We start from the raw sequence: 26,523 nt of genomic DNA, 5'->3' as shown, positions 1-26,523 counted from the left end.
ATCAATACTCTTTTTTACGATTACTTGTAGGACATGACTACAGAAGAACTACTAACAGGGAGTGGAACTATTATAGTTAGAATTAGTATAATAAATTGAGTAATTAAACTAGGATAGCGTTAAAAACATTATAATAGCTTTCTTGAGAATAAAATTAACTATATATATTATAAATGCTAGAGTGTTTTTAAGAATACTCTAGCAAATCAAAGATTTTCAAACTTATACGAGAGAGGTCGTTACGGCCATTAGGAGCGTTTGTTATTTACAAACAAATGCCTGTTATACTTTTGGAGGTGTTCCTTCAGCATTTGATACAACTACATCTATTTGGACTAAAGCATCTTTAAGTAAAGCTGCTACGCCAACTGTTCTTCGTGCAGGAACACCGCTTGGGAAGAATGTTGTGTAAACTTCGTCTACAGCATCAATATCTGCGATATTTTTAAGGAAGATATTCACTTTAACTACATCGTCCATAACGTGGTCGACACTTTCTAGAATTGCCTTGATATTTTTTAAGCACTGTCCAACCTGCTCTTTTACACCACCAGCCACCATATTACCAGTTTTTGGATCTAAAGGTAATTGCGCTGAAATATGATTATAATGAGAGAAAGCTACAGTTTGTGTATATAGAGAACTTTTTGGTGCATTTTCTGTATTGTTTGCTACTATGATGAGCCCATGCCTGTCTTCAATAACTTGTGGTGGGGTACCATCTCCGTGTGACACTACAGCTTCAATTTGTACCAAAGCATCCATAGGTAAAGCTGAAGCCGCAACTATTGTCCGTGCTGGGACATAGGCTACGGACCTGGCGATAGCTGAGTCTGGGAAAAATGTTGTATAAACTTCGTCTACGGCTTCAATATCCGAGATGTTTTTAAGGAATATGTTAATTTTAACGATATCGTCAAAAGGAACGTCTATACTTTCTAAAATTGCCTTGATATTCTTTAAGCACTGTCCAGCCTGCTCTTTTACACCACCGGCTACCACTCTACCAGATTTCGGATCGATAGGTAATTGAGCTGAAATATTATTGTAATGAGAAAAAGCTACAGCTTGCGTAGATAGTGCACTTATTGGCGCATTTGCCGTGTTATTTGTAAGCTTTATGATGTCGCCTGCTTGTGGTGCGTTTGGAATTGTACCTTCACCGTTTGAAACAAGTGCTTCAATTTGCACCAAAGCATCCATAGGCAAAGCTGCAACTGCAACTATCGTTCGTGTAGGAACATAGCTTGTGAAGAATGTTTTATAAACTTCGTCTACAGAGTCAATATCTTTGATATTTTTAACGAATACAGTGATTCTAACAACATCGCTCATAACATGGTCGATGCTCTCTACAATTGCCTTAATATTTTTAAAGCATTGTTCAGCCTGCTCTTTTACGCCACCAGCTACCAACTCACCAGATTTTGGATCGATAGGTAATTGAGCTGAAAGATTATTGTAATGAGAGAAAGCTACAGTTTGTGAATATGGACCTATACCTTTTGAAGCATTTTTCGTATTTCTTGCTAATACTGCGTTATAATCGTTCATTATACTATTCCCCTTTTGTAATATTTATTGATAGAATAATTAAAATTCATCTAAGTAAATTATACACCTTGGACTAAGTGGCATCAAGCTAATATTGGAATATATACAATTTAAGGACATTAATGTATATATAAGGACACAAATGTATATATACGCTATTCAAATTATAATACTATCTATTGATAGAATACTTTATTGTAAAATTAATAGACCTTTAGTTTTTTTAAAAAATTTAAAGGTCTATTTTATATTCTGATATTAATGCGTTATATGGTGCCTTTTTATTGTTTAAAGAGTTTTTATTTACTCTCAATGTTATCCGTCTAGGATATTTCCTACCTGGTCTAATTGGAATAACATTGCTAGAAATTTCTTTTATTATATTTTACCTCAATACCCCGACATTTAAAGTACAATTCTTTAAAATATTGGACGCTAAAATCTGTATCAAATACATTTGTAGCAATTTCGTGTCAGACAAGCTGACGACTCAAAAATTCCCCTGGGGGGAATCAGGATTTTCCAGGTACAAGTAGTGCTTAAAATAAAATAATTTTAATGATGAACTGTAATAGAGATAGAAATAAAGTGGTCCCTATGTCAAGGACAGTTAGAAAAAAACGCCTAAAAAATGAATTGGAATATTTTTCATGGAAGATGTATGACAAGAAAGCACTGGTATTATACCGTTTGTAGGTATTTACCAGTGCTTTAAATTATATTAATATATAAAATTAGTTTAGCTAGATTTTAATCGGATATTCACCGGTTTCTAGATATTCGTAGTATTTATTTGGTGATAGCTTGGCCAAATTCCATTGATATCTATTGTTATTGTAATAATCAATATAATTATCAGTTTCTTGTTTCAGTAGATTAAATGTGTTGCATTTTCCAAGGTGAATTTCATCTTTCATATGTCCGAAGAAGGATTCTTGTGGGGCATTGTCCCAACAATTACCTCTTCGAGACATCGATTGTCTAATTTCTTGCTTTGATATAATCTCTTGAAATTTAACGCTAGTATAATGGCAACCTTGATCTGAGTGAATTAGAGTTTCGCTTGTCAGAGAAATGCCATGTTCACGAATAAGTATATGTACAGTTTCTAATACAAAATCTATTTCTAGAGATTCACTTAGAACATATGCTAGAATTTGCTTTGTATAAGCATCCAGAATAGTTGAAAGATATGCTCTTTGACTATTGGCATAAGATATATATGTAATGTCTGTTAATAAGACCATTCTTGCCCCATAGTTAGTGAATTCTCTATTTAATAAATTTTCAGCAACATTATTAGTTTTTAGGGCCTTTGCCATTCGGCGGTACGGGTTTGCTTTTCTAATAGGACATGTTAAATTAAATTTTTTCATCAATCTACTTATTTTCTTGATGTTCATACGTACCCCAGTATTTAGAAGCCTCATGTAAATACCACGTTTACCTTTGTCATATCCACGAAACTGATAAGCAGCTAATATAATCTCAAAATCTTTTCTATCTTCTTCCTCTTTTTTATTTCTATGATCTTTAGAAGATAACCAATTATAATAACCTGATCTAGATACCCCTGCATATTCACAGAGCCAACTAATATTTAATAAATTATTATTCCGTGAAAGCATTTGCTGAATTATTTTGAATTTTTCTTCTGTTTTAGCTTGAACTTCCATTGCGCCTCCCGATTTATAAAATTCATTTTTTTTAGAAACTCATTTTCTTGTTTTAGATATCTAACTTGATGTTTGAGACGTGTAATTTGTTCATCAGGTGTCAAATGTTTTGTAGCTAATCGTCCAGAGGTTTCCTTCCTTAAGTCACTAAAACCTTCTTGTCGTTTTCCCATACTTAGAAATCGGCGCGATAAATTATCAACTCTCTGTTTTCCTAAAGCCTTAACATCAAATCCTGCATTCCGTAGTATTTCTAATGGCATTTTCCCGGTATTATATTCAGAAACATAATACTCCTTAAATTCATCTGTATAAGTAATAGCTTTATTACTAGCTTTTTTTACAAATGGATTTACTGATAAATCTTTCAATTGTTCATCTGTAAAATAGATTCTTCCCATAACTACAATCCTCCTTTAAAATATTTTACAATAAAAAAAGACCCTATAAAATAGAGTCAGTTAAATAAATGTTTAGCACTTTTTTTCTAACTGTCCATTCTATAGGTACCAGTTTAAAACTTTATTGCAGTTTTTTGTTTATAAAAATAAGTTTAAGGAAATAATTAAGAGAAAGTTATTTATACAGTGAGGTGAAATAATGACTACGCCTAAGAGGTCGTGGTATGAAGGTGCATCATATAAATAAAATTATTAAAACCATTAAAATATGGAAAAGATCCGTTTAATTTTGAAACACCTTTCTTTTGAGTATGGTAAAATATACTAAAGGAAGTGTTGGATATGTGTAATAATAGGGAAAATATAAATATATTAGTAGTTGAAGATGATTCTGATATAAACAACTTGCTTTGTAAAATCCTAACAAAGGAAGGCTATAATGTTAGACAAGCTTATTCGGGCTCAGAAGGTAAAATGTGTCTTGAACATTATGATTTTCATCTTGTTTTACTTGACTTAATGCTGCCAGGTGTAACTGGAGAAGAACTTATAGAAAAGATAAGAGCTTTTAAAACTATGCCAATAATAGTAATATCAGCAAAGGCAATGCAAAATACAAAGATAGAAGTTTTAAGGTTAGGTGCAGATGATTTTATAGCCAAGCCTTTTGATCCACAAGAGGTTTTAGCTAGGATTGAGGCACAATTAAGAAGATATATGGTGTTTTCAAAGAATATTAATAAAAATAAGATATTAAAATATAAGAACTTAGTTTTTGACAAAGAGCTTTTACAAGCAACAGTTAAAGGGATCACTTTAAATCTTACAGCTATTGAATTATCCATATTAGAAGTATTTATAAGTTATCCGAGCAAAGTATTTACAAAGGCTAATTTATTTAAAGCCGTGTGGAAGACTGAATTTTTAGGTGATGATAATACAGTTAATGTACATGTAAGTAATTTACGTTCTAAGGTAGCTAAGTTAGATAAAGAGAATGAATATATTCATACTGTATGGGGGATTGGGTATAAGCTAAGTGGTGACTAATCTTAAGGAATTCTTAAGGGATTTATTATAGTATCTTACATATTTTCATTTAATATATGAGTGTAGAGAAAATTCAGGGGAGGGGTATTTAAGTGGAGAGCATAGTATTAAAAACTAAAGGGTTAACTAAAAAATATGGGAAAAATACTGCTGTAAATAGTGTGAATTTACAAATCAAAAAGGGCAGTATATATGGACTTGTAGGTAAAAATGGAGCAGGTAAAACAACTATACTTAGAATGATAGGTGGGTTAACAGTACCGTCAGTCGGAGAATTGGAACTTTTTGGTGAAAGTTCTAAGGATGGCTTGAATAAGTCTAGGTCTAGAATAGGTTGCATTATAGAAACACCAAGTTTTTATCCATATTTATCAGCAAGGAAAAATCTAGAATATTACAGAATACAAAGAGGCATAGTTGAAAAGGATTGTGTGGAACAAGTATTAAAGATAGTTGGGCTTGAAAAAGTTGGAACTAAGAAATTCAAAAATTTTTCACTGGGTATGAAGCAAAGGCTTGGCTTAGCACTTGCTATAATGATGAGCCCAGATTTATTAATTTTAGATGAGCCTATAAATGGGCTTGATCCTTCAGGGATAATAGAATTAAGAGAAATACTTTTAAGACTTAATAGAGAAAAAAATACTACAATAATTATTTCTAGTCATATATTAAGTGAGCTAGAGCATATAGCAACAGAATATGGATTTATAAATAATGGTGAATTTTTAGAACAAGTATCTGCAAAGGAGTTAAATGAAAAATGCAAGCATTATTTATCTGTAAAAGTAAATGATACAAAAAAAGCAGTTGTTGCTCTTGAAAAAAATTTAAATCTTAAAGAATATGAAGTTTTAAATGATAATGAAATTACAATTTATGATAAGGTAGATGTGCCAGAAAAAGTAGCGGAAATTTTAATAAAGAATGATATTCTCCTATATTCACTAAATCAAAATAACATAACTTTAGAGGATTATTTTATGAAGTTAATAGGAGGAGAGAAGAATGATTAATTATATAAAAGCAGAACTTTATAAAAACTTTAATAGAAAATATTTATGGATAGCTACAGTAATTATTAGCATATTAGCTATACTTGGTAATGTGGCGCTTTTAAAAGTGAAAACTGATATGGATATTGAAACTTCAAATAAAGCATTAGCTATGTTATTCAATATGGTTCTTACAATGCCAATATTTATAGTTGCTTTTTTTGTAGATTGTGTTACAGCAGAAGAATATAAATTTGATACTGTTAAAAACGTTATAACCTTTGGTTTATCTAGGACAAAATTAGTTTTAGGAAAGATAATAACAAGTACTTTACTTGCTATTATAGTAGCTATTGTTTCAATATCCGTATTTATTATTGCTTACGCAACTTTAATAGGTTTGAATGATGAAATGGTAGTAATGTTTTATGACTTATTAAGAAATATATTGGTAGTAATGCCATTATGGATTGCTTGTATATGTATGGCAACTAGTATTTCTATTGTAGTTAAAAATAACAATGTTTCTTGTATGATATATGTAGGAATAATTTTATTAGATGGATTAGTTGTTAAAATATTAGCGACATTTGTTTGGAGCAAGCTTAGTATTTTAAATGATATTCTTATCGGTTATAAAATAGAAGAGGTTACAACTGGTCAAGCTGAGCCATTAAGTGCAATTGTCTTAGGTGTTATATATATTGTGTTGTTTACAGCATTATCTGTAGTTTTTATTAATAAAAAAGAAATTAAATAAGGCATAGTAAAATAAATAATGGACCAAAGGTTCTTAGATTTTTTTGGAGATGACTAAATAATGGAGGGGGAATATTTATGCAAGGAATTATTATTATTTTGTTACTAGTTATTATAGGTATATTTATTGCCCTTTATATTTTTTATACTAGTGAACTTAAAAATATAAATACTCAGTTAAAAAAAATAAATGAAACAAAAACTAACTCGAAAATATTATTAACAAGTTCAAATAAGGAGCTTAGAAAGCTTATAATAGAAGTAAATAAAAATATAGAAGAAAACCAAAAGAGCGAAGCTATTTATAAAAGGCTAGATTTAGGAATAAGGCAGTCTATAGCTAATATTTCTCATGATTTAAGAACTCCGTTAACATCTGTAATGGGGTATATTCATTTAATAGAAGATGAAAACTTAGAAAAAGAGGAACGCAGTGAATGTTTAGATGTAATAAAAAATAGAACTAGAGATTTAGAAGAACTTATAACTAGCTTTTATGACTTATCTAGGTTAGAAGGTAATGAATATAAGTTTGAAATGACTTCTATAAATATAAATAATATAATGTGCGAGGTTTTAGGTGGTTTTTATAAGGAGTTATTAAAGTCTAATATAAAATCAATAGTAGAGGTAGACGAAGCTCCTTATTTTATATTAGGTGATAATATAGCTATTAAAAGAGTTATAACAAACTTAGTACAAAACATTATTAAATATGGAGAAGGCGATGTAATTTTTTCATTAAAAAGAAATGGAGATTATGTAGTAACTATTTTTGAAAATAAAGCAGAAAAAATTGCAAAGGAAGATGTAGAAAAACTATTTGAAAGATTTTTCACAGCGGATAGATCTAGAACAGGGAAAAGTACAGGACTTGGGCTTGCTATAACAAAAGAGTTAGTTCAGCAGATGGGGCATGAAATAAAGGCTGAGCTAATAGGTGATAGGCTTAGAATAACGATAACTTGGAAAATGCAAAAATATTAAACTTGAATTAGAGAAAGCTACGATGGAATTTTATTTTTCAAAGTAGCTTTTTCTTTATTATATAGTTTTATTGTTGGCAATTATGCTTATTACTGGGTCTATTATATAATAAGATGAAGATGCTTTTAGTGAATCAATTATCTCATAGTATAGCTTTATACTATGAGATTTTTCAATTAGAAAACTTTGTTCGAAGACTGAAAAAGTGTATTATATATTTAGATAAATTTTTAATATATAACAAAAAAATATATTAAGGGAACTTTTTAGCATAGATATTTATCATAATAGTGTAGGGGGTGAAAGGATGAGTATCGGTACTAAAGTTTTAAACTTTTATAGCTTTAATAAATGCAAAATAGAAGAAGATACAATTAAGAAAATAGACAAGACACAATTTATTAAGCTCATTGAAGAGAATAAATTACCATTATATAGACTTGCAAAAAGTATAGTTAAAAATGAACATGATGTACAAGATGTGGTTAATGAAGCTATAGTAAAAGCTTATGAGAATTTGGAGAGGCTTAAAAGTAGAGAAAGTTTCAAATCATGGCTTATGAGAATTCTTGTTAATGAATGTTATACACTATTAAATAGAAAAAAGAAAATTAAACTTGAAGAAAATATGGCTGTTTATAATATATGTTATAAAGAAAGTGATTCATATGAACTTATGAGTGAGATTAAAAAATTAGAATTAGACTTTCGAACTGTTTTGATACTTTTTTATTATGAAGATATGAGTATAAAGTCCATAAGTGAAGTATTAAGCATTTCTCAGGGGACAGTGAAATCTAGATTAAGTAGGGCTAAAGCTAAACTTAAGACTATATTAGAAGAAAGTGAGGGTGGAATATAAATGGATGATTTTGATAAGTTAGTTAAATCAAAGATAAAAAACGAAAAATGGAAAACATCAATAGCTTTTGATAATACAATAAAGACTTCATTAGATGGGTTAGAAAATAGAAAAATAAAAAAGATTACGCCCCGTAAGATAATAGCTATAGTAGCTATGATTACTGTTGTTAATGTTACAACAGTTTTTGCAATGACACCCCAGGGAAAAGAGATGATAAAAGGTGTTGTTGAGTTTTTTAACGGACAATATGGCCAATCATATATATCAAATAAGAATAATTTTGATAAATTTAATGTAGCAACAGGCATTTCAGTAGAAGATAAAGGGATAAAGGTAACCCTTGATAATATTGCAGTTGATGATAATTTTTTAAATGCTTTTTATACAATAGAAAGTACAGAACCTATAAAAAGAGTTCAAGAAGATACTGGTTGGACAGCTTTATTTACATCACCGTTTTTAAGATTAACTATAAATGGTGATGAGAATTTTGTTGGAAATAATAATGATAGAGATGCATATTTTCAGTCTGAAAAAGTACTGAAAATAATGCAAAGACAGAATATTTCTCAAGTAAATGTTGATGATACTTTTGATTTGAGAATAACTAGTGATGAAATATTTGGGGAGAAGGGTAACTGGATAATAAATACTAAGGTTAGTAAAAAAGATGCTAAAGTAGAAACTATTTCAGTTAATCCTAATCAGAAAGCAACTATTAACCTAAACGATTTTAAGCATGATATAAATATCGAAAAGGTTACATTATCACCATTTGGAAATCAAATAGTGATATCTGAAGAACCTCCTGAAGATAGATTTTTTTCAAACTTTGCATTATATGATGATAAGGGAAATTCACTAGATGTACTTAGTACGGATTTACATGGAAGCTCTTCTGGGAAGGTTACAAATTCTTATGAATTTATAAAAGCAAATAAAGATATGAAGTATATTACATTAGTACCTATAGATTGGGAAGATAAATATCAAGAAACAGTTAAAATTAGTAAAGATATAAATAGTTTTCCAGTGAATTTAGATACAAATGAAGATGGAAAATTAATTATTCAAGATATGCAATTTGAAAATAATGCATTAAAGATAGATTATAAAAAAGAAGGATTAGTGTTTTTTGCCTCACCATTTTATTTTTATGATGAAAATGGAAACGAAATTGATTTTGGACATGTATATTTATCTAGTAAAATTGATAGAGAAAATGGTATATATAGTGAAATATTTAAATTTACAAATGATAACATAGATATTTCTAAGATTAAGAAAATAGGTGCCGTTAAGCAAGATGATTATAAATTACTTAAAAATCAAGCAATAAAAATTGATTTAAAATAAGTGTAAAATGTATATTAGAAATGTTAAAATGAATATTAAAGAACTTAATAAATGTGGAATAGCCTATTATTTGGAATAAGAGGCTATTTTTTTTATAGGGAAAATTAGTTTATATTAGAAATTTATACATTTTATAATTACTAGGGAACATTTAGGTGTGTACATATATCTAATAGAGAAGAAAGGGGGAGGGCAATTGGAGTTAATACAATTTTCAAGTAAAAGTATATTTAAAAAGAAGAGTAATATTAAATTAGCTAAAGCAGGTGATAATGAAGCATTTGAGGTTTTAATTAATGAGCAGTTAACAGCTTTATATAGAGTTGGAAGAGGTATTTTAAAAAGTGAAGAAGACATAGAAGATGCAATTCAAAACACTATATTAACAGCTTTTGATAAGTTGAAATACTTAAGAGAAGATAAGTATTTTAAAACTTGGCTAATAAGGATATTAATAAACGAATGTAATAAGATTTATAACTATAACAAACGAGATGTTATAGAAAGTGGAGAGGAATCTTACACCGTAGATAAATCAGAAAATATGGATTTGTATGATGCAATAAGTAAGCTTTCTGATGAATTTAAAGTTGCTACAATATTATATTATTTTGAGGATTTAACATATAAAGAAATATCTAAAGTACTAGAAGTTGCAGAAGGGACTGTTAAATCAAGGTTATTTAGAAGTAGAGAAAAATTATATCAAATTCTTAAGGATAAAAGTTAGAGGGGGGAGATTATGAATAAAGATTTTGATAAAGAGCTTAAAGAAATGGCTAGTAAATCTAAAGTGAGAGAAAGTGACAAATTAAAGGAAAGTGTTTCAAAGACTTGTAAAAACTTAAAAAGAAAGAAGAAGCCAGTTAGAAAATGGATTGCAACAGTAGCGGCATCCATAGCTTGTGTATTAGCACTAGGAATATGTTTTCCTACCTATGCCGAAAATATTCCGGTGATAAAACAAGCAATAAACTTTTTAAATGGTAGATTTGAATTAGATGGATACGAGAGTAATTCAACTGAAGTTATATATTCTGTGAAGGCTGGAGAATATACAGTAAACATAGAAGATGTATATTATGATGGAATAGAAATTTCGGTATTTTATAATATTACTGGAGAAAATCCGTTAGATAAATCAAGTAAATATTGGTTAGACGCAGATATAGAATTTGATGAATCTATATTAGTAGGAGTTGAGTTAGGTGGTGGGTCAGGCGATGGAGCTCTTATCAATGATAATACTTATGCAGGTATGGCTACATTTTATTTGGATCCTTATAATGGTGGTGTGATACCAGAAGTGTTTGATGCGATGCTTGATATAAATAATATCAAGAGAATCAATGTAAATAAAGATTCAAATCCGACAAGTGTATTAGTTGAGTCTGAACCTATGGTATTATCTTTAGATAGTAGTAATATTATAATTAATGAATATGCTATAAATAAGGAAATAGCATTTGAAGATGTTAAAATTGATATAAATAGTGCCAAAAAGTCTCCAACGGGGTTATTTCTTAATAGACCAGGAATAACAAAAATGCCAGTAAATCATAATTTAGATTATATTTTATGGGATAGTAAAAAAGGAGAATTAGAATCCATAACCTATCATTTTGAAGAAGATGGAACTATGACAATGCAATATAGATTGCCAAGTGAAGATGGAGATGTATCTATTATTCCATATGTGAATTCTGCTTATGAAGGCTTTGACATTGCATCATATAGAACTGAAAATCATTTGCTTGAAAATGGTAAAAAATATGACTTTGGAGATTATGGAACTACAGAAATAATAGATATAGTTAATGAAGGTCATGAAACATTAATGAAAGTTAGAACAACTGGATATCAATCAAGAGCGTATTTTAATTTAATTAGTGATAAAGAATATAGCTACTTTAAACCTGCATATGAGAAAGATAAAAAAGTATTAGGAATTTTAGATATGGAAGTAACGTATGTATTTGATAAGCTAGATCCTAATGAAAACTATTATATAAGAGTTCCTGTGGATGATGAAGAAACAGATTTTAAGGTTTTAACAGATGACATGATAAAGTTAGAGCTTAATTAAGACTATTTAGGCATATCAAAATAAATAACAGACCAGTGTTCTTGCTTCTCTCGAACTATACTGCGTCAGTAATATAAATTTCGTATCAGAACAAGCTGACGACTCAAAAGTTCCCTGGGTACGCCAAGCAAGGGTGTAACAGATAATGAAGGTGTAGCTTTTATTATTACTATATAGCAGGTGGAAATCCGCGAGTACGGTTCTATGAGGGGCTAGGCGAGTAATTGCCTAGCCTATTTACCGAGAAAGTGATTGCCAGGGCAAGCACTTTCTAACATTAAACTTTAGTGCATTACCAATGCTTATTGTTTTTGGTCTTGGAGTGTTAACAGGAATTGACTGCACAATAAGAGTTATTAAATATTTCTTAGAAAAAAATAGATCAGAAATAATATATCTAATATTTGGACTTATGATTGCTTCAGTATATGCAATAGTAAGGGGACCAACAAGTTTAGAAGCATCATTAAAACCAATGATTTTATGCAGTTTTAGTGTAATGTACTTTATAGCTGGTGGAGTTTTTATATTTTCACTAGAGAAAATAAAGACAATATTAGAAAAGAAGGAAAGTTAGATTAAAAAATTTTAATGTAATTATAATGATATATATATGAAAAAGAAGAGGTATGGATATATAATAAGGTTAACAAATAAATAAATGAAGTGATTTAAATAATATTGTTTATAGGAGAGACGTAAGGATGAATTTTTTTAAGAACTTTTTAAAAGGGGTAGCAATTAGTATATCTCAAATTGTTCCTGGAGTTAGTGGTGGAACTATTGCTATAATTCTTGGAATATATGATAAGCTGCTTCACGCAGTTAATAATATTTTAAAAGATTTTAAAAATCAATATAAGATATTGATGGAAGTTGGTATAGGTGTAGTAGCAGGTATAGTTTTATTTAGTAACATAGTTAAGAATTTATTTGATAAATATCCTATACAAATTGGATATTTATTTATAGGTGTTATTTTAGGTGGAGCACCTTTGATGTTTAGAAAAGCAACAGTAAAAGGGTTTAATAAAAGTAGTGTTTTATATTTAATAGTAGGTGTAATAATTGTATTACTAATGGGAAAACCAAGTAATGATGCATCAGATATTATAACATCATTAAGTATAGTTAATTTTATATGGCTATTTGTTGGTGGAGTTGTAGTTGCAGTAGCATTAATTTTACCAGGAATAAGTGGTTCTTTTATGTTACTTATTTTAGGATTATATAACACAGTTATGACAGCGGTTGTAGATCGTAATATTATAATTTTAATACCATTGTTATTTGGAGCACTAGTTGGTACTTTAGCTACAGCAAGAATAATTGAAATGCTATTGCAAAAGTTTCCAGAGCAAAGTTATATCTTAATATTTGGATTTATATTAGGGTCAGTTATTTCTGTTTTTCCAGGATACCATGGATTTAGTAGTGTAGTAGGTATAATACTTGGAATTATAGGATTTACATTTACATACTATATAAGTAAAAATGAATAGTTGATTTTTAAAATTACGTAAAATATAGAAACCTCACAAGTATAGGTTTATACTTGTGAGGTTTTTTTGCTGATTTATGTTAAGATATCCAACTTCCTAAAGAATATAAGAAGTTCGGTCATTTATTCTGAAAAACATAAAAAACCACTTATTCTAATGTAAAATTGGTTTGAAGAACAAACTCAACATAAGTAAGGTGGTTTATATTAAAAAATGTAATCTAACTGTCCGTAAGTTAGGTGAAATAGCAATATATGAGAATAAGTAAGCAATTATTGGGGAGTATTTAATAAAGTTTTACTATAGAATAGTACTTGTAGATACTTAAAAAACTAAATTAATTATTAAAAACGAGGGGAGTGAGAAGGCATTGTTTTAAAACAATAATATTATTGGAGTTTTAAAATAAGCTTAATTTATGGAAAGAAAAGTTAGAGTTGGGATTATAGGTTGTGGTGGAATCGCAGGGGGAAAACATCTGCCTTCATTAGCTAAGGTTAAGGAAGTTGAAATAGTAGCTTTTTGTGACCTCGAAATTGAAAAAGCTGAAAAATCAGCTAAAGAATATGGAATAGAAAATGCAAAGGTCTATATAAATTATAAAGAATTGTTAGCAGATAAAACAATTGAAGTAATTCATGTATGTACACCAAATAGATCACATAGTGTCATATCAATAGATGCACTTGAAGCTGGAAAACATGTTATGTGCGAAAAGCCAATGGCAAAGACTTCAGAAGAAGGTAGACAAATGATTGAAGCGGCTAAGCGCACGGGGAAGAAACTTACTATTGGATATCAAAATCGTTTTAGAGTAGATTCATTATATCTTCATAAAGCATGCGAAAATGGAGACCTTGGAGAAATATATTTTGCTAAAGGACACGCTATAAGAAGAAGAGCTGTTCCAACTTGGGGTGTGTTTTTAAATGAATTTGAGCAAGGTGGCGGACCGTTAATAGATATTGGAACTCATGCATTAGATTTAACATTATGGATGATGAATAATCATAAGCCAAAGTATGTTGTAGGTAATGTTTATCATAAGCTTGGACAAAAAGAGAGTGCAGCAAATGCATGGGGAGCATGGGATTCTAAGAAATTCACTGTAGAAGATTCAGCTTTTGGATTTATTACAATGGAAAATGGAGCTACAGTAACTCTTGAATCTAGTTGGGCATTAAATTCTCTTGATGTTGATGAAGCTAAAACAACTCTTTGTGGAACAGAAGGCGGAGCAGATATGAAAGGTGGATTAACTTTAAATGGAGAGAAGTATGGTAGATTATACGAATCAAAAATTAATATAGAAGCTGGTGGAGTTGATTTTTATGAAGGTGAATCATCTAATCCAGGGGAAGCTGAAGCGAAATCATGGATAAATTGTGTGATAAATGATACAGAGCCAGTAGTTAAACCAGAAGAAGCGTTAGTTGTGACTGAAATATTAGAAGCAATTTATGAGTCATCTAGAATAGGGAAACCAGTGTTTTTAAAGGAATCTAAGTAAAGTTAATAAATAATGAAGTATAAAATAAATTATTAAAGTAAGACATTATAAATAATAAAGTGAAAAAATAATTGGAGTTTTAATTATATTAGAAATGGAGGAAATTAATATGTATTTAGGGTATTTAACAGGTTGTCTTGGGGCTATGCCATTAAAGGAAAAGGCTGAAATAGCAAGGGATTATGGGTTTAAAGCATTAGAAATTGCTTGTTGGCCAAGAAATAATGCAAGAGATTATTCAGGAAGTGATATAGATGTAGCTAATCTTACACAAGGGGAAGCTAATGAAATAAAAGCATATTTTAAGGAATATGGGTTAAAGATTACATCACTAGCTTATTATGATAATAATTTAGATTGTGATTTAGAAAGAAGAACATATGTAAATAATCATTTTAAAAAATGTGTTGATGCAGCAGTAATGTTAGAAGTGCCATCAGTTGGAACTTTTGTTGGAAGAAATGTAAATAAAAATATTGAAGAAAATTTTATTGAGTTTGAAGAAGTATTTACAGAATTAGTTGGGTATGCAGAAGAAAAAGGAATAAAGGTAGTTATTGAAAATTGTGATATGAATGGATGGCATAGGAAGGGTGAGCCAGGAACTATTACTTTTACACCAGAATTATGGAGAGAAATGTTTAGAAGAGTTCCAAATAAAAACTTTGGGCTTAACTATGATCCATCACATTTACATCATCTGCTAATTGATTATATAGCTCCAATTAATGAATTTAAGGATAGAATATTCCATACTCATGCTAAAGATACAGAAATATTTGAGGATAAATTAAAGATGTATGGAAAGTGGGATAAACAATTAAGCACTACAGAAGGTTCAGGGTATTGGAGATATAGAATGCCAGGTCTTGGGGATATAAACTGGAGGGGATTCATAGAAAAGCTTAAAGAAGTTGGATATGAGGGTGTTCTTAGTATAGAGCATGAGGATCCAGTTTATGAAGGAACTGATGAGAAGGTAAAAGAAGGATTAAAGCTTGGTATTGAATATTTAGGTAAATTAATATAATAGGTATTAATAAATATAAAATAAACTATAAGGCAGATATTAGTATATATGCCTTATAGTAAAATGAGGTGTAAAAGATGAAAAAAATTGAAGTGGCAATTATAGGATGCGGGAATATATTTGCAATGCATGGTCAATCTATAAAAGAAATTGCAAATGCTGAAATAGTAGCTGTTTGTGATATAAATGAAGAAAGGGCTAAGGAAAAAGCGATTCAATATAACTGCAATTATTATGTTGATTATAAAGAGATGCTTGAAAAAGAAAAAATAGATGTAATTCATATTTGTTTACCACATTATCTTCATGCAGAAGTTGCAATATATGCTTCGAATTTAGGAAAACATGTTTTAACAGAAAAACCTATGTCTATTTCTATTGAAGACGGTGAAAATATGGTTAAAGCAGCTAAAGATAACAATGTTACATTAGGTGTTATATTCCAAAATAGATATAATGCAGGATCAGTTCTTATAAAAGAAACTCTAAAGTCAGGATTACTTGGCATAATTAAGGCCGGAAAACTTGAGGTAACATGGGACCGTTCAGATGAGTATTATACTAAAAGTGATTGGAAGGGTACCTGGGATAAAGAAGGTGGCGGAGTAATTATAGACCAAGCTATTCATACTATGGATTTAATGAGATGGTTTGTTGATGATGAAATAGAGTATATTAATGCTAATATAAGTAATAGAACTCATGAAGTAATTGAAGTTGAAGATAGTGCAGAGGGTGTTATAAAATATAAAAATGGAGCAATTACAGCTTTCCATGCAATAAATTATTATACTTATGATGCTCCGGTTAAAATTGAAATTCATTGTGAAAATGGGTTAATAAATATGATAGGAGATAAAGCTCACATTAAATTTAATGATGGAAGAGAGCTAATCGCAGATAATGATCCAAATGAAACTTTTGACTATGGTAATGGGGTAAAAGGATATTGGGGGACTAGCCATAAAAAGCAAATAAATAACTTTTATAATGCTCTTGAAAAAGGGATACAACCTCATATAAATGGAGAGGAAGCATTGAAAACTCAAAAAATGATATGTAGCATATATGATTCAGGTAAAAAAGGTGTAGTTATTAAGTTTTAATTAAATATAGGATTGTATTTAATCCATAAGTTATATCAAAATAGATATAGTGGTAATGTTGATTATCACTATATCTATTTCATTATGTTAATAATTTTGTTATAATTGGTAATAGTGTTAAATTAATGCTCATGAATACTTATAATTGGAGGGAATTATGAACGGATATCATGAAAAAACAGTTCTAGAACAGGATTTTCCTTTTAGATTATTCTTTAACGATGGTTATGTAATTACACCACATCATTGGCATGAGGATATTGAAATTATATATTTGATTGAGGGTGATGTTAAAGCTGGTGTAAATAACGAGTTATATAATTTAAAGAAAGACGATATTCTTATTATTCCACCAGGAGGAGTCCACTACTTTTTAAAAGAAATGGACTATAGTGAAAGAGCGGTTATACAATTTAGAATGGCTATATATGATACGTTTCTAACCGGGAATAAGGATAGGGTAGCTATAAAGCCAATGTTCAATAAATGCAGATTTTTATCTGAAGGTGATGAATTTTATGAATTAATGAGAAATGAAATAAAGAGTATTATTAAAGAATATGAGCAGAAAGATAATGGGTATAAGATATTTCTAAAGGCGAGATTATATGATTTAGCAGGTATTTTAATGAGATATATGCCAAAAGATTGTGAAGACATAAATTACGATAAACAAAAAGAACGACTTGGTAAGCTTGATAATGTTATGCGATATGTAGAAAAAAATTATAGTGATAAGATAGTATTAGATGAAATCGCTAATGTAGCTGGATTTAGTAAATTTCACTTTGCAAGATTCTTTAAAGAAAATACAGGGATGACATTTATTGATTATTTGAATAACTTTAGAATATCTATGGCAGAATGGACGCTTATAAATGAGGACTGCTCTATTACAGAGGTATCATTTAAAACAGGATTCAATAGTATAAAGACATTTAATAGAGTATTTAAACAGTTAAAAGGATGTACCCCTATGGAGTACAGAAAAATAGTTGATAAAATATAATGCATAGTAAAATAAATATATTTACATAAAAAATACTACCACATAATTAATTATTTTATGGTAGTATTTTTATTTGCATAATTAACTTTTTTTAGTACTAATAAAGCTGCTGTTTCAGCTAATGAGACTTTTCTTTATATCTTAAATTTCTAGCTAGTTCTTTTGATTTCTCTTAGGGGTACTTGTTCAACGAAAATCCTAATTTAGCTTGGATTGGAATAGTTATAGTAGCCTCATGGCAAACTATACCAGAGGATGTTTATCAAGTCAGTGCAATTGATGGAGCAAATAAATGGGCTCAATTTTGGAAGATAACATTTCCTTTAATAGCGCCTTTATTTACTATAAATATGTTATTAGCTATGAAAGGATTCTTAAATGTATTTGATCAGATAATATCATTAACAGGTGGAGGGCCAGCTAGTTCAACAGAATCAATAGCCCTATTAATATATAAAGCAGGATTTGAGGGAAGTCAGTTTGGATATCAATCTGCGAATTCGGTTATTTACTTTATAGTAATAGTAGTAATATCATTAGTGCAACTTAAAATACTTGAAAGAAGGGAGATGAAGTTATAATGTTAGAAGGATTAAATAAATCAAAAAAGAGGAAAATAGGAAAAATAAATTGGCCTATAACAATTTTAATGATGTTAGGAACTACTACTGTTATTTTTCCATTAATTATAACTATACTTATAGCTTTAAAATCACCAGAAGATATGATGAATGGGGTTTTATCTATTCCAAAGGTATTTCACTTTGAAAACTTTACTAGAGCAATAGAAATGACTAATTTCTTTAAAGCATTAAAAAATAGTTTGTTTATAACTAGTGTAGCAGTTGTGTTCACTATTTTTACTAGCTGTATGGTTGGATATGTTATTTCAAGAAATATTCATAAGAAGTGCTATAAATCTATGTACTATTATTTTATAAGTGCAATGTTTGTACCATTTCCAATTATTATGCTTGCACTTGTAAAGCAGGTAAGTGCTTGGAATATGGATAATATTATAGGATTAATAGTATTATATGTGGTTTATGGATTATCAACTAATGTATTTTTATATGTTGGGTTTTTAAAAGCAATACCAAAGGAATTAGAAGATGCAGCCAGAATTGATGGAGCAAGTACTTGGCAAGTATATTATAAAATAATATTTCCAATGTGCAAACCGATACATGCAACAGTAGCAATTATTACTACCTTATGGTGTTGGAATGATGTAATGCTACCTCTTATTATATTAAGTGATCCAGAGTTTACAACAATTCCATTAGTTCAATTTATATTTCAATCACAATTTGGAACAAATTATAACTTAGCGTTTGCATCATACTTATTAGGATTACTACCAATATTAGTATTCTATTTAGTAGCGCAGAAGTGGATTATAAGTGGGATTGCTAAAGGTGCTATAAAATAGCAATATATGAGCATAAGTAATCTGACATCTATGTCAAGGACAGTATAAAAAAGAGTGCTAAGCACAAAGAAGATGATTTCTTAAATATTTTTAGTAAAGAAGAATTGCAAAGAAGATGCCTTTAATGAAGAGGCATCTTATTTTTCGTTATATATAGGCAAATTATAAGGTATTGAAGCATCAATATTAGGTAAGCGTCAAAGATTAGACGTATAGAATTGGCAAATAGAAAATGATATAATAGACCCAGTTAAGAGTTTAAATGTTTCAATGTTACAAGGGGTTGTAATTGTAGTACTATTATATAGTGCATACACAATGATAAGTGAATTAGTAAAAAATAAAAATAAAGTAGCTTAAATCAATAGTATTTAAGTAATCTACATAGTGAGGTGATTTTAATGGATATTATTATATTAAAAGAAAAAGATATGAAAGATATATTTACAATGTCAGATGCAATTCAAGCTGATAAAGATGCTCTTGAAATGTATTCAAAAGGAGCAACTAATATTCCTTTAAGAGTAAAGATAGGTATTCCAGAAAATGAAGGAGAAAGTTTATATATGCCAGGTTATGCGGCAGAGGCAAATGCATTAGGAATAAAAATAGTTTCAGTTTACCCTAAAAATATTGATAAGGGGCTTACATCGGTACCTGCAACTATGGTATTACTTAATGAAAAAACAGGTGAAGTATGTTCATTAATGGATGGAACTTTTTTAACAAGAATAAGAACGGGAGCAGTATCAGGTGCAGCTACGGATATTTTAGCTAGGAAAGATTCAAAGGTATTTGGTTTATTTGGAACAGGTGGACAAGCGGAACAACAACTGGAAGCTGTATTAACAGTTAGAGATATAGAATTGGTTAAGGTATTTGATATAAGTATTGAACGTGCTGAAGACTTTGCAAAAAGAATGACTGAAAGATTTTCAGAAAAATTCTCTGTAGAAATAAAAGCAGCGAAAACTTCCGAAGAAACTATAGAAAATGCAGATATAATAACTGTTGTTACAACATCAAAGAAACCAGTATTTGATGGGAAATTAGTAAAGAAGGGTGCACATATTAATGGAGTGGGTTCATATACTCCTGATATGCAAGAAATAGATGAATATTCAATATGTAATGCAGATAAAGTATATGTAGATACAAAAACTGGAGTTTTCAATGAAAGTGGAGATTTAATAATACCAGTTAATAAGGGTATGTACTCATTTGATAAAGTTACTGGAGAATTAGGCGAGGTAATTTTAAATAAAGTTAGTGGTCGTGAAAGTGATGATGAAATCACTATTTTCAAGACTGTAGGTAGTGGTGTATTGGATGTTGTTACTGCAAGACGTATATATGAAAAAGCATTACAACAATCTGTAGGAGATAAAATAACATTATAGTTACTAAATTATATGTAGTGTTTATAATAATTTGAGAAAGTAAACTGTACCCTATAGATAGACAATTTGAAAAAAGTCTATCTATAGGTTTTACTGTTTAATTAATCAATAAATTTTCATGTATAAAAATCAATAATAAAGTACAACCTCCAATTATAAGATTGGAGGTTGTACTTTCTCATTTAAAACATCTTTTTTTAGTATACCATAGTATCCGCTTTGTGGAACTGAGTATATAATATGTTTTTTCTCCAATTCTCATAGGCCACTTAGTACAGTTGCTCTTTATTTTAATTGTAACATATAGAATAAGATGATTAAATAGAAATATAAACAACTAGCATAAGGAGGACGAAATTTTATGAAAAAAATAAAAACTGCATATATATCAGCAATTGTAAATTCTATAATTGTTGGGCTCTCTTTTATATTTATGAAAATTTCTCTTAATTACACAGATCCATTAAATATATTAGCTCATAGATTTACAATTTCTTTTATTACTATTTCTATACCAGTGTTATTTGGATGGGTAAAGTTAAACATAAGCTGGGGTGATATGAAAAAAATACTTCCACTTTCAATATTTTACCCAACATTATTTTTTACATTTCAATCATTTGGATTAGCATATATATCTTCATCAGAAGCAGGTATAATTAATGCAACTGTACCAATTATGACATTAATACTAGCAACATTTGTATTAAAAGAAAGAACTACTTTATTAGAGAAAATATCAGTGTTTTTATCAGTAGGAGGAGTAGCATATATTTTTCTAATGAAGGGCATTGATTTTAAATCATCTAGTTTTATCGGAATTGTATTAATTCTTTTATCTGCAGTTTCTTTATCTGGGTATAATATTTTAGCAAGAAAAATAGTTAGAAAATATAGATTTATTGATGTAACATATGTAATGATTTTTATAGGATTTATAAGCTTTAATATTTTATCTGTAACGGATAGAATCTACAAGGGAAGTCTAAACACATATTTCACAGCATTTAGCAGTCAAGATTTTTTAATATCAATTATATATTTAGGTATTTTATCATCTGTGGTAACATCACTTTTAACAAACTATGCTTTGTCTATAATATCAGCACCTAAAATAAGTGTCTTCAATAACTTGTCTACTTTAGTTACTGTACTTGCAGGAGTACTATTCTTAAGTGAAACACTTTATTACTATCACATAATAGGTATGGTGGTTATTATAATAGGTGTAGTAGGTACTAACTTAGATAAACTAAGAAAGAATACTATATAGAGTCATAAGTAATTATAAAGTAAATAAAAGAGCAAAATAAAGGATAATGGTCTTTTATTTACTTTTTATGTTTTAAATTAAGGGGGGATGCCTTATATGATTTTGCTAACAGGAGTATCAATAAATCAATGGGGAAATACATAAAGCCTTATAATATTTCTATTGACAAATTACAGAATAGGATTTAAGATATAGTTAGGTAGTGGCTAACTAAAAAATGAAAGCGGTGATGAGTTGGATAATGAAAATAAATTATATGAAACTTACAGTGGGCTTATGAAAATAAAGGGACAGTGTGGCTGCAAGTTAATTGATGAACTTAATATGTCAGAACTCACATTAAGACAAATTGAGTATATAAAAAGGATTGGAAAGTATGAGTATATTACAATTAGCAGACTAGCAGAAATTTTAAAGTTATCTAAACCATCCATTACAGAAATGGTTAAAAAGTTTATAAAATTAGATTGTGTTTATAAAAGACAATGTAAAGAGGATGGACGGGTACAATATATATTCCTTACAGAAAGAGGGAAAAGTATAGCTAGTTTTGAAGATTTGAAGACTAAAAGCTTAGTGGATAAAATGATTAAAAGTCTTGATGAAAATGAGATTAACGTTTTAATAAATATTTTATTAAAAATTAAAGAATAGATTTATTTTGAAAAAAAGTTAGGTTAACACAAACTAATTAAATTTATTATAAAAATATGTAGAAGTAAAAATTAGTAAGAAAGTATTTAGGAGGAAAAAATATGAAAGAATTAAATATAAGCAAAGAATTAATTGTAGTTGATATACCAAATTTGGTTTTCTTTCACGGAGGAGACATTACAGTAAAATTAAGCAAAAAGTTTGACAGTGAATATTACGACAAAATTAAGGAAGAAGATTTTTATGCCATAGCTTTAACAGTTAAAGGTGATAAAAATGAAATAACTTATGAAGAAAATGACTTTTATAGAGTTGGAACATTAATAAGAATAAAGGATAGAAAAAAGAAAAATGATTATTATGAATACAGTATGGAGCTTATAGAAAGAGTTGAGGTAGAAGAATTTATCTTAGATGGAACTCATTTTAGGGCTATATATAACTTTATTCCTGACATTATGGACTTAGATGAGAAAAGTAATATACAAATGTTAGATTATATAAAAGATTTAACAACTGAAATAAGTAAAAACTTTAGAGGATCTGAGGATTTTGTTGAGAATATAAGGAAAATAAATAATATAACAAGTATTATTGCAACTTTAGTTCCTTATGTAAATTTAACACATAAGGAAAAACAAGAATTTTTTGAAATACGTTCATTAAAAAATAGGAGTTCAAGATTTTTAGACCTTTTAATAGAACATAGAGAATCAATAGAATTTCAAGTTGAAATGGCATCAAAATTCACTGAAGGTGTAAATAAAAATTATAGAGAAAAAATGCTAAAAATGCAGCTAGAAGCTATTAAAGTAGAGTTAAATGAAACAGATAGAGGTAAGGGGAAAAAGAAAAAGGATTATAGTGAATTAATAAAAGATTCAAATATGCCAGATGATGTAAAAGAGGTGGCTTTAGATGAATTAGATAAATTAGAGCGTCAAAGTCCAAACAGCTCAGAAGGTAATATAATTCAAAATTACTTAGACCTATTAACAAGTTTACCTTGGGGACATAGTGATATTAAAGATGTTGATATTAAGAGTGCAAGGGAACTATTAGATAAGGGACATTATGGACTTGAAAAAGTAAAAAGACGTATAATTCAACATCTAACAGTAATGAAATTAAAACAAAATAAGCAAGGTTCAATTTTGTTATTAGTGGGCCCCCCAGGAACCGGTAAAACTAGTTTAGGTAAAAGTATAGCAGAGGCTTTAGGGCGTAAGTATGTTAGGATAAGTCTTGGTGGAGTACGGGATGAGGCTGAGATTAGAGGCCATAGAAGGACTTATATAGGAGCACTACCAGGAAAAATAATTCAAGGTATGAAAAAATCAGGTGAAAAGAATCCTGTATTTATATTAGATGAAGTGGATAAACTAATGTCATCGTCAAATGGAGATCCAACTAGTGCGTTACTAGAAGTTTTAGATCCAGAACAAAACAGTACCTTTGCAGATCACTATTTAGAAGTACCTTATGATTTATCAGATGTACTATTTATTGCAACAGCAAACTCCTTAAGAAATATTCCAGAAGCACTTGTAGATCGTATGGAAGTTATAGATATTAGTAGTTACACAAGTCATGAAAAATTCCACATTGCAAAAAATCATATAGTTTCTTCTGTATTAGAGGAAAATGGTTTAAATAAAGAACAGTTACAATTTGAAGATGAAACTTTAAAAGTAATAATAGAAAAATATACAAGAGAAGCTGGGGTAAGAGGATTAAAAAGGCAACTATCTACAGCGGCAAGAGTAGCCTCAGAAAAAGTAGTTGAGGGTGATGTAGAATTACCTTACATTGTAAAAGAAGATATGCTATTTGATGTTTTAGGTCATGAAATTGCTAATTACGATAGAGTAAACAAAATTAACCCACCAGGTGTTGTAACAGGTTTAGCTTGGACACCAGTAGGCGGAGATATACTGTTTATTGAAGGTGCAATGATGCCAGGAAATGGGAGATTGATATTAACAGGACAACTTGGAGATGTAATGAAGGAATCAGCTCAGATTGCCCAAAGCTTAGTTAGATCAAGATTGGTATTTAACCAAAAGGGGCTTGAATTTAATAAATATGATTTGCATATTCATGTACCATCTGGGGCAATTAGAAAGGATGGACCATCTGCAGGAGTATCATTATTTACAACCATAGCATCATTAGTAACTGGACATTCAGTAGATTCTAAATTAGCAATGACAGGTGAAATATCTTTAAGAGGTGCGGTTCTACCAGTAGGTGGAGTTAAAGAAAAAGTACTAGCGGCCCACCGTTCAGGAATTAAGAGAATAATACTTCCAAGGGACAACGAAAAGGATATAACAGACATTCCAAAAGATGTACAAAAGGAATTAGAATTCATCCTTGTTGAAACTGTTGAAGATGTTATAAAAGAGACAATAGGAATTGAATTGCCAAAATCAGCTTTTCTTGAAATGATAGCAAAAAACTCAAGCGAGGTAAAGAAGTAAAGACGTAAAAACGTGAAGAGATAAATAAAGAGAGTTAATTTGGAAGGAAGAGATTAAAATGGAGTTAAGAGTTAATAAATTATTAGAAAAAAGAATACTAAATTCAAAGGTAAATATAAAAAATGCTATAGTTATGGCACCAATGACTACTTTTGCTGGAAATGCTGATGGAACAGTATCTAAGGAAGAATTAAGTTATTATAAAGTAAGGTCAAAAGGTGTAGGTATGGTTATTACTGCTACAACTTATGTAAGCCCATCAGGGAAGGGCTTTAAAGGTCAATTTTCAGCCTGCGACGACAGCTTTTTACCAGGGCTAAAAAAGTTAGCTGAAACTATAAAAGGCGAAGGTGCTTTAGCAATTTTACAAATGTTTCATGGAGGTAGAATGGCACGTCCAGATGAAATACCTTCTGGACAAACTATTAGCGCAAGTGCAGTGGCACCTGTGAGGCCGGGATCCATGATACCAAAAGAAATGACAGAAACAGAAATTGAAGATACTATTAAAGCCTTTGGAAACACAGCAAGATTAGCTATAAAGGCGGGTTTTGACGGTGTAGAAATTCATGGTGCTAATACTTATTTACTGCAACAATTTTTATCACCTCACTCTAATCGTAGAGAAGATAATTGGGGTGGAAGCGTAGAGAAACGAATGAATTTCCCTATGGCGGTTATAGAAGAAGTAAAAAAAGTAGCAAAAGAAAAAGCTGGAGAAAACTTTATAGTAGGATATAGATTCTCACCAGAAGAAGTGGAGAACCCAGGGATAACATTAGAGGATACTCTTTCATTCATAGATGTATTATCAAATAAAGGATTAAGTTACTTACATGTTTCTATATTAGATTTTTGGCAGGGATCTATGAGAGATAAAACAAATACAAAACCTATTATTACTAAAATACTGGATAAAATCAATGGTAGAGTACCTTTTATTGGTGTTGGATCTATACATACACCAGAAGAAGCTATAAAGGTGTTAGAATCTGGTGCACAATTTATAGCTCTTGGAAGAGAAATAATTATGGAGCCAGATTGGGTAAGTAAAGTTGAAATGGGAAAAGTTTCAGAGATACGTACTACTTTAAGTAAAAGTGATAAAGATTCATTAGAAATACCAGAACCACTTTGGAATGTTATTATAAATACACCAGGTTGGTTTCCAATTACAGAATAATTAGCAAAAGCTCCTAAGGTGGAGTAAAGGCCACTGGAGGTTTTTTAATATTTAAGGTACAAGTACCTTTTAAATAAAACAATTTGAGTTAGGAAACTGCAATAAAGTTAAAACTTTATTGCAGTTTTTTTATTGAGGATTGATGTTATAAAATGTATATTATAAAGAATGGAATAGATTTAATTAATATGTTGCTTAAATTATATTGAAAT

Annotated in this window: 23 protein-coding genes and 1 pseudogene; 21 read left to right on the top strand and 3 right to left on the bottom strand. The window is 29.6% G+C overall.

The features are described from left to right. Positions 1–282 precede the first annotated feature (282 nt). From J1C67_RS19080 to J1C67_RS19070, 3 genes are all read right to left on the bottom strand, one after another. Positions 283–1,554 carry a RidA family protein gene (locus tag J1C67_RS19080; protein ID WP_167867629.1) on the bottom strand — a complete coding sequence of 424 codons (1,272 nt, stop codon included), beginning with the start codon at positions 1,552–1,554 and terminating at the stop codon, positions 283–285. Positions 1,555–2,297: 743 nt separating this feature from the next. Further along, on the bottom strand, positions 2,298–3,230 hold the full coding sequence (locus J1C67_RS19075) for an IS3 family transposase (protein ID WP_207253499.1): 933 nt from the start codon (positions 3,228–3,230) through the stop codon (positions 2,298–2,300). Next, a complete protein-coding gene (locus J1C67_RS19070; RefSeq protein WP_167867717.1) occupies positions 3,191–3,631 on the bottom strand; it encodes an HTH domain-containing protein in 441 nt (146 codons plus the stop codon). The genes J1C67_RS19075 and J1C67_RS19070 overlap by 40 nt, the downstream gene beginning before the upstream one ends. Before the next feature lie 342 nt (positions 3,632–3,973). On the opposite strand from J1C67_RS19070, the gene J1C67_RS19065 reads away from it, so the two are divergent. From J1C67_RS19065 to J1C67_RS18965, 21 genes and pseudogenes are all read left to right on the top strand, one after another. Further along, a complete protein-coding gene (locus J1C67_RS19065; RefSeq protein WP_167867449.1) occupies positions 3,974–4,681 on the top strand; it encodes a response regulator transcription factor in 708 nt (235 codons plus the stop codon). 92 nt (positions 4,682–4,773) lie between these two features. Next, positions 4,774–5,697 carry an ATP-binding cassette domain-containing protein gene (locus tag J1C67_RS19060; RefSeq protein WP_167867448.1) on the top strand — a complete coding sequence of 308 codons (924 nt, stop codon included), beginning with the start codon at positions 4,774–4,776 and terminating at the stop codon, positions 5,695–5,697. Beyond that, positions 5,690–6,436: an ABC transporter permease gene (locus J1C67_RS19055; RefSeq protein ID WP_167867447.1), complete on the top strand. Its 747-nt coding sequence runs from the start codon at positions 5,690–5,692 to the stop codon at positions 6,434–6,436. Before J1C67_RS19060 ends, J1C67_RS19055 begins: the two co-directional genes overlap by 8 nt. 77 nt (positions 6,437–6,513) lie before the next feature. Then, entirely contained in the window at positions 6,514–7,422 is a 909-nt protein-coding gene (locus tag J1C67_RS19050; protein ID WP_167867446.1) for a sensor histidine kinase, read from the top strand. A gap of 307 nt (positions 7,423–7,729) precedes the next feature. After that, positions 7,730–8,284: an RNA polymerase sigma factor gene (locus J1C67_RS19045; RefSeq protein ID WP_167867445.1), complete on the top strand. Its 555-nt coding sequence runs from the start codon at positions 7,730–7,732 to the stop codon at positions 8,282–8,284. Beyond that, on the top strand, positions 8,285–9,643 hold the full coding sequence (locus J1C67_RS19040) for a DUF4179 domain-containing protein (protein ID WP_167867444.1): 1,359 nt from the start codon (positions 8,285–8,287) through the stop codon (positions 9,641–9,643). Between the two features lie 196 nt (positions 9,644–9,839). Further along, positions 9,840–10,373 carry an RNA polymerase sigma factor gene (locus J1C67_RS19035; RefSeq protein ID WP_167867443.1) on the top strand — a complete coding sequence of 178 codons (534 nt, stop codon included), beginning with the start codon at positions 9,840–9,842 and terminating at the stop codon, positions 10,371–10,373. Positions 10,374–10,385: 12 nt separating this feature from the next. Next, complete coding sequence (locus J1C67_RS19030; RefSeq protein ID WP_167867442.1) at positions 10,386–11,729, top strand: DUF4179 domain-containing protein; 1,344 nt, start codon at positions 10,386–10,388, stop codon at positions 11,727–11,729. Positions 11,730–12,027: 298 nt separating this feature from the next. Continuing rightward, positions 12,028–12,306 carry an undecaprenyl phosphate translocase family protein gene (locus J1C67_RS19025; RefSeq protein ID WP_167867441.1) on the top strand — a complete coding sequence of 93 codons (279 nt, stop codon included), beginning with the start codon at positions 12,028–12,030 and terminating at the stop codon, positions 12,304–12,306. Between the two features lie 127 nt (positions 12,307–12,433). After that, positions 12,434–13,231 (top strand): DUF368 domain-containing protein, encoded by a 798-nt coding sequence (locus J1C67_RS19020; RefSeq protein ID WP_167867440.1) that lies wholly within the window; start codon positions 12,434–12,436, stop codon positions 13,229–13,231. A 418-nt stretch (positions 13,232–13,649) separates the two neighbouring features. Continuing rightward, positions 13,650–14,741 carry a Gfo/Idh/MocA family protein gene (locus tag J1C67_RS19015; protein ID WP_167867439.1) on the top strand — a complete coding sequence of 364 codons (1,092 nt, stop codon included), beginning with the start codon at positions 13,650–13,652 and terminating at the stop codon, positions 14,739–14,741. Positions 14,742–14,850: 109 nt separating this feature from the next. Next, positions 14,851–15,771: a sugar phosphate isomerase/epimerase family protein gene (locus tag J1C67_RS19010; protein WP_167867438.1), complete on the top strand. Its 921-nt coding sequence runs from the start codon at positions 14,851–14,853 to the stop codon at positions 15,769–15,771. Positions 15,772–15,848: 77 nt separating this feature from the next. Continuing rightward, a complete protein-coding gene (locus J1C67_RS19005; RefSeq protein WP_167867437.1) occupies positions 15,849–16,877 on the top strand; it encodes a Gfo/Idh/MocA family protein in 1,029 nt (342 codons plus the stop codon). Between the two features lie 157 nt (positions 16,878–17,034). After that, positions 17,035–17,886: an AraC family transcriptional regulator gene (locus J1C67_RS19000; protein WP_167867436.1), complete on the top strand. Its 852-nt coding sequence runs from the start codon at positions 17,035–17,037 to the stop codon at positions 17,884–17,886. 194 nt (positions 17,887–18,080) lie between these two features. Then, a pseudogene (locus J1C67_RS18995) lies at positions 18,081–18,467 on the top strand (carbohydrate ABC transporter permease); the annotation flags it as partial. Beyond that, entirely contained in the window at positions 18,467–19,318 is an 852-nt protein-coding gene (locus J1C67_RS18990) for a carbohydrate ABC transporter permease (protein WP_167867435.1), read from the top strand. The pseudogene J1C67_RS18995 and the gene J1C67_RS18990, both read left to right, overlap by 1 nt. A 401-nt stretch (positions 19,319–19,719) precedes the next feature. Then, complete coding sequence (locus tag J1C67_RS18985) at positions 19,720–20,718, top strand: ornithine cyclodeaminase family protein (RefSeq protein ID WP_167867434.1); 999 nt, start codon at positions 19,720–19,722, stop codon at positions 20,716–20,718. Between the two features lie 361 nt (positions 20,719–21,079). Continuing rightward, positions 21,080–21,991: a DMT family transporter gene (locus J1C67_RS18980; RefSeq protein WP_167867433.1), complete on the top strand. Its 912-nt coding sequence runs from the start codon at positions 21,080–21,082 to the stop codon at positions 21,989–21,991. 234 nt (positions 21,992–22,225) lie between these two features. After that, positions 22,226–22,645, top strand: coding sequence for a MarR family winged helix-turn-helix transcriptional regulator (locus tag J1C67_RS18975; RefSeq protein ID WP_167867432.1), 420 nt, complete (start codon positions 22,226–22,228; stop codon positions 22,643–22,645). Between the two features lie 101 nt (positions 22,646–22,746). Beyond that, complete coding sequence (lon, locus tag J1C67_RS18970) at positions 22,747–25,128, top strand: endopeptidase La (RefSeq protein WP_167867431.1); 2,382 nt, start codon at positions 22,747–22,749, stop codon at positions 25,126–25,128. Positions 25,129–25,186: 58 nt separating this feature from the next. Beyond that, positions 25,187–26,311, top strand: a complete 1,125-nt coding sequence (locus tag J1C67_RS18965) for an NADH-dependent flavin oxidoreductase (RefSeq protein ID WP_167867430.1) — start codon at positions 25,187–25,189, stop codon at positions 26,309–26,311. The last annotated feature ends 212 nt before the right edge of the window (positions 26,312–26,523 follow it).

The sequence above is a fragment of the Clostridium gasigenes genome (assembly GCF_017348895.1).
GTDB lineage: Bacteria > Bacillota > Clostridia > Clostridiales > Clostridiaceae > Clostridium > Clostridium gasigenes.
Note: the sequence above shows the minus strand (reverse complement) of the source record. Positions and strands in the feature narration are given on the sequence as shown.

Bases quoted from the DNA above. Each gene is read 5' to 3' on its own strand.
- J1C67_RS19080 (WP_167867629.1), bottom strand. From the start codon at position 1,554: ATGAACGATTATAACGCAGTATTAGCAAGAAATACGAAAAATGCTTCA.
- J1C67_RS19075 (WP_207253499.1), bottom strand. From the start codon at position 3,230: ATGGAAGTTCAAGCTAAAACAGAAGAAAAATTCAAAATAATTCAGCAA.
- J1C67_RS19070 (WP_167867717.1), bottom strand. From the start codon at position 3,631: ATGGGAAGAATCTATTTTACAGATGAACAATTGAAAGATTTATCAGTA.
- J1C67_RS19065 (WP_167867449.1), top strand. From the start codon at position 3,974: ATGTGTAATAATAGGGAAAATATAAATATATTAGTAGTTGAAGATGAT.
- J1C67_RS19055 (WP_167867447.1), top strand. From the start codon at position 5,690: ATGATTAATTATATAAAAGCAGAACTTTATAAAAACTTTAATAGAAAA.
- J1C67_RS19050 (WP_167867446.1), top strand. From the start codon at position 6,514: ATGCAAGGAATTATTATTATTTTGTTACTAGTTATTATAGGTATATTT.
- J1C67_RS19045 (WP_167867445.1), top strand. From the start codon at position 7,730: ATGAGTATCGGTACTAAAGTTTTAAACTTTTATAGCTTTAATAAATGC.
- J1C67_RS19040 (WP_167867444.1), top strand. From the start codon at position 8,285: ATGGATGATTTTGATAAGTTAGTTAAATCAAAGATAAAAAACGAAAAA.
- J1C67_RS19030 (WP_167867442.1), top strand. From the start codon at position 10,386: ATGAATAAAGATTTTGATAAAGAGCTTAAAGAAATGGCTAGTAAATCT.
- J1C67_RS19025 (WP_167867441.1), top strand. From the start codon at position 12,028: ATGCTTATTGTTTTTGGTCTTGGAGTGTTAACAGGAATTGACTGCACA.
- J1C67_RS19020 (WP_167867440.1), top strand. From the start codon at position 12,434: ATGAATTTTTTTAAGAACTTTTTAAAAGGGGTAGCAATTAGTATATCT.
- J1C67_RS19015 (WP_167867439.1), top strand. From the start codon at position 13,650: ATGGAAAGAAAAGTTAGAGTTGGGATTATAGGTTGTGGTGGAATCGCA.
- J1C67_RS19010 (WP_167867438.1), top strand. From the start codon at position 14,851: ATGTATTTAGGGTATTTAACAGGTTGTCTTGGGGCTATGCCATTAAAG.
- J1C67_RS19005 (WP_167867437.1), top strand. From the start codon at position 15,849: ATGAAAAAAATTGAAGTGGCAATTATAGGATGCGGGAATATATTTGCA.
- J1C67_RS19000 (WP_167867436.1), top strand. From the start codon at position 17,035: ATGAACGGATATCATGAAAAAACAGTTCTAGAACAGGATTTTCCTTTT.
- J1C67_RS18990 (WP_167867435.1), top strand. From the start codon at position 18,467: ATGTTAGAAGGATTAAATAAATCAAAAAAGAGGAAAATAGGAAAAATA.
- J1C67_RS18985 (WP_167867434.1), top strand. From the start codon at position 19,720: ATGGATATTATTATATTAAAAGAAAAAGATATGAAAGATATATTTACA.
- J1C67_RS18980 (WP_167867433.1), top strand. From the start codon at position 21,080: ATGAAAAAAATAAAAACTGCATATATATCAGCAATTGTAAATTCTATA.
- lon (WP_167867431.1), top strand. From the start codon at position 22,747: ATGAAAGAATTAAATATAAGCAAAGAATTAATTGTAGTTGATATACCA.
- J1C67_RS18965 (WP_167867430.1), top strand. From the start codon at position 25,187: ATGGAGTTAAGAGTTAATAAATTATTAGAAAAAAGAATACTAAATTCA.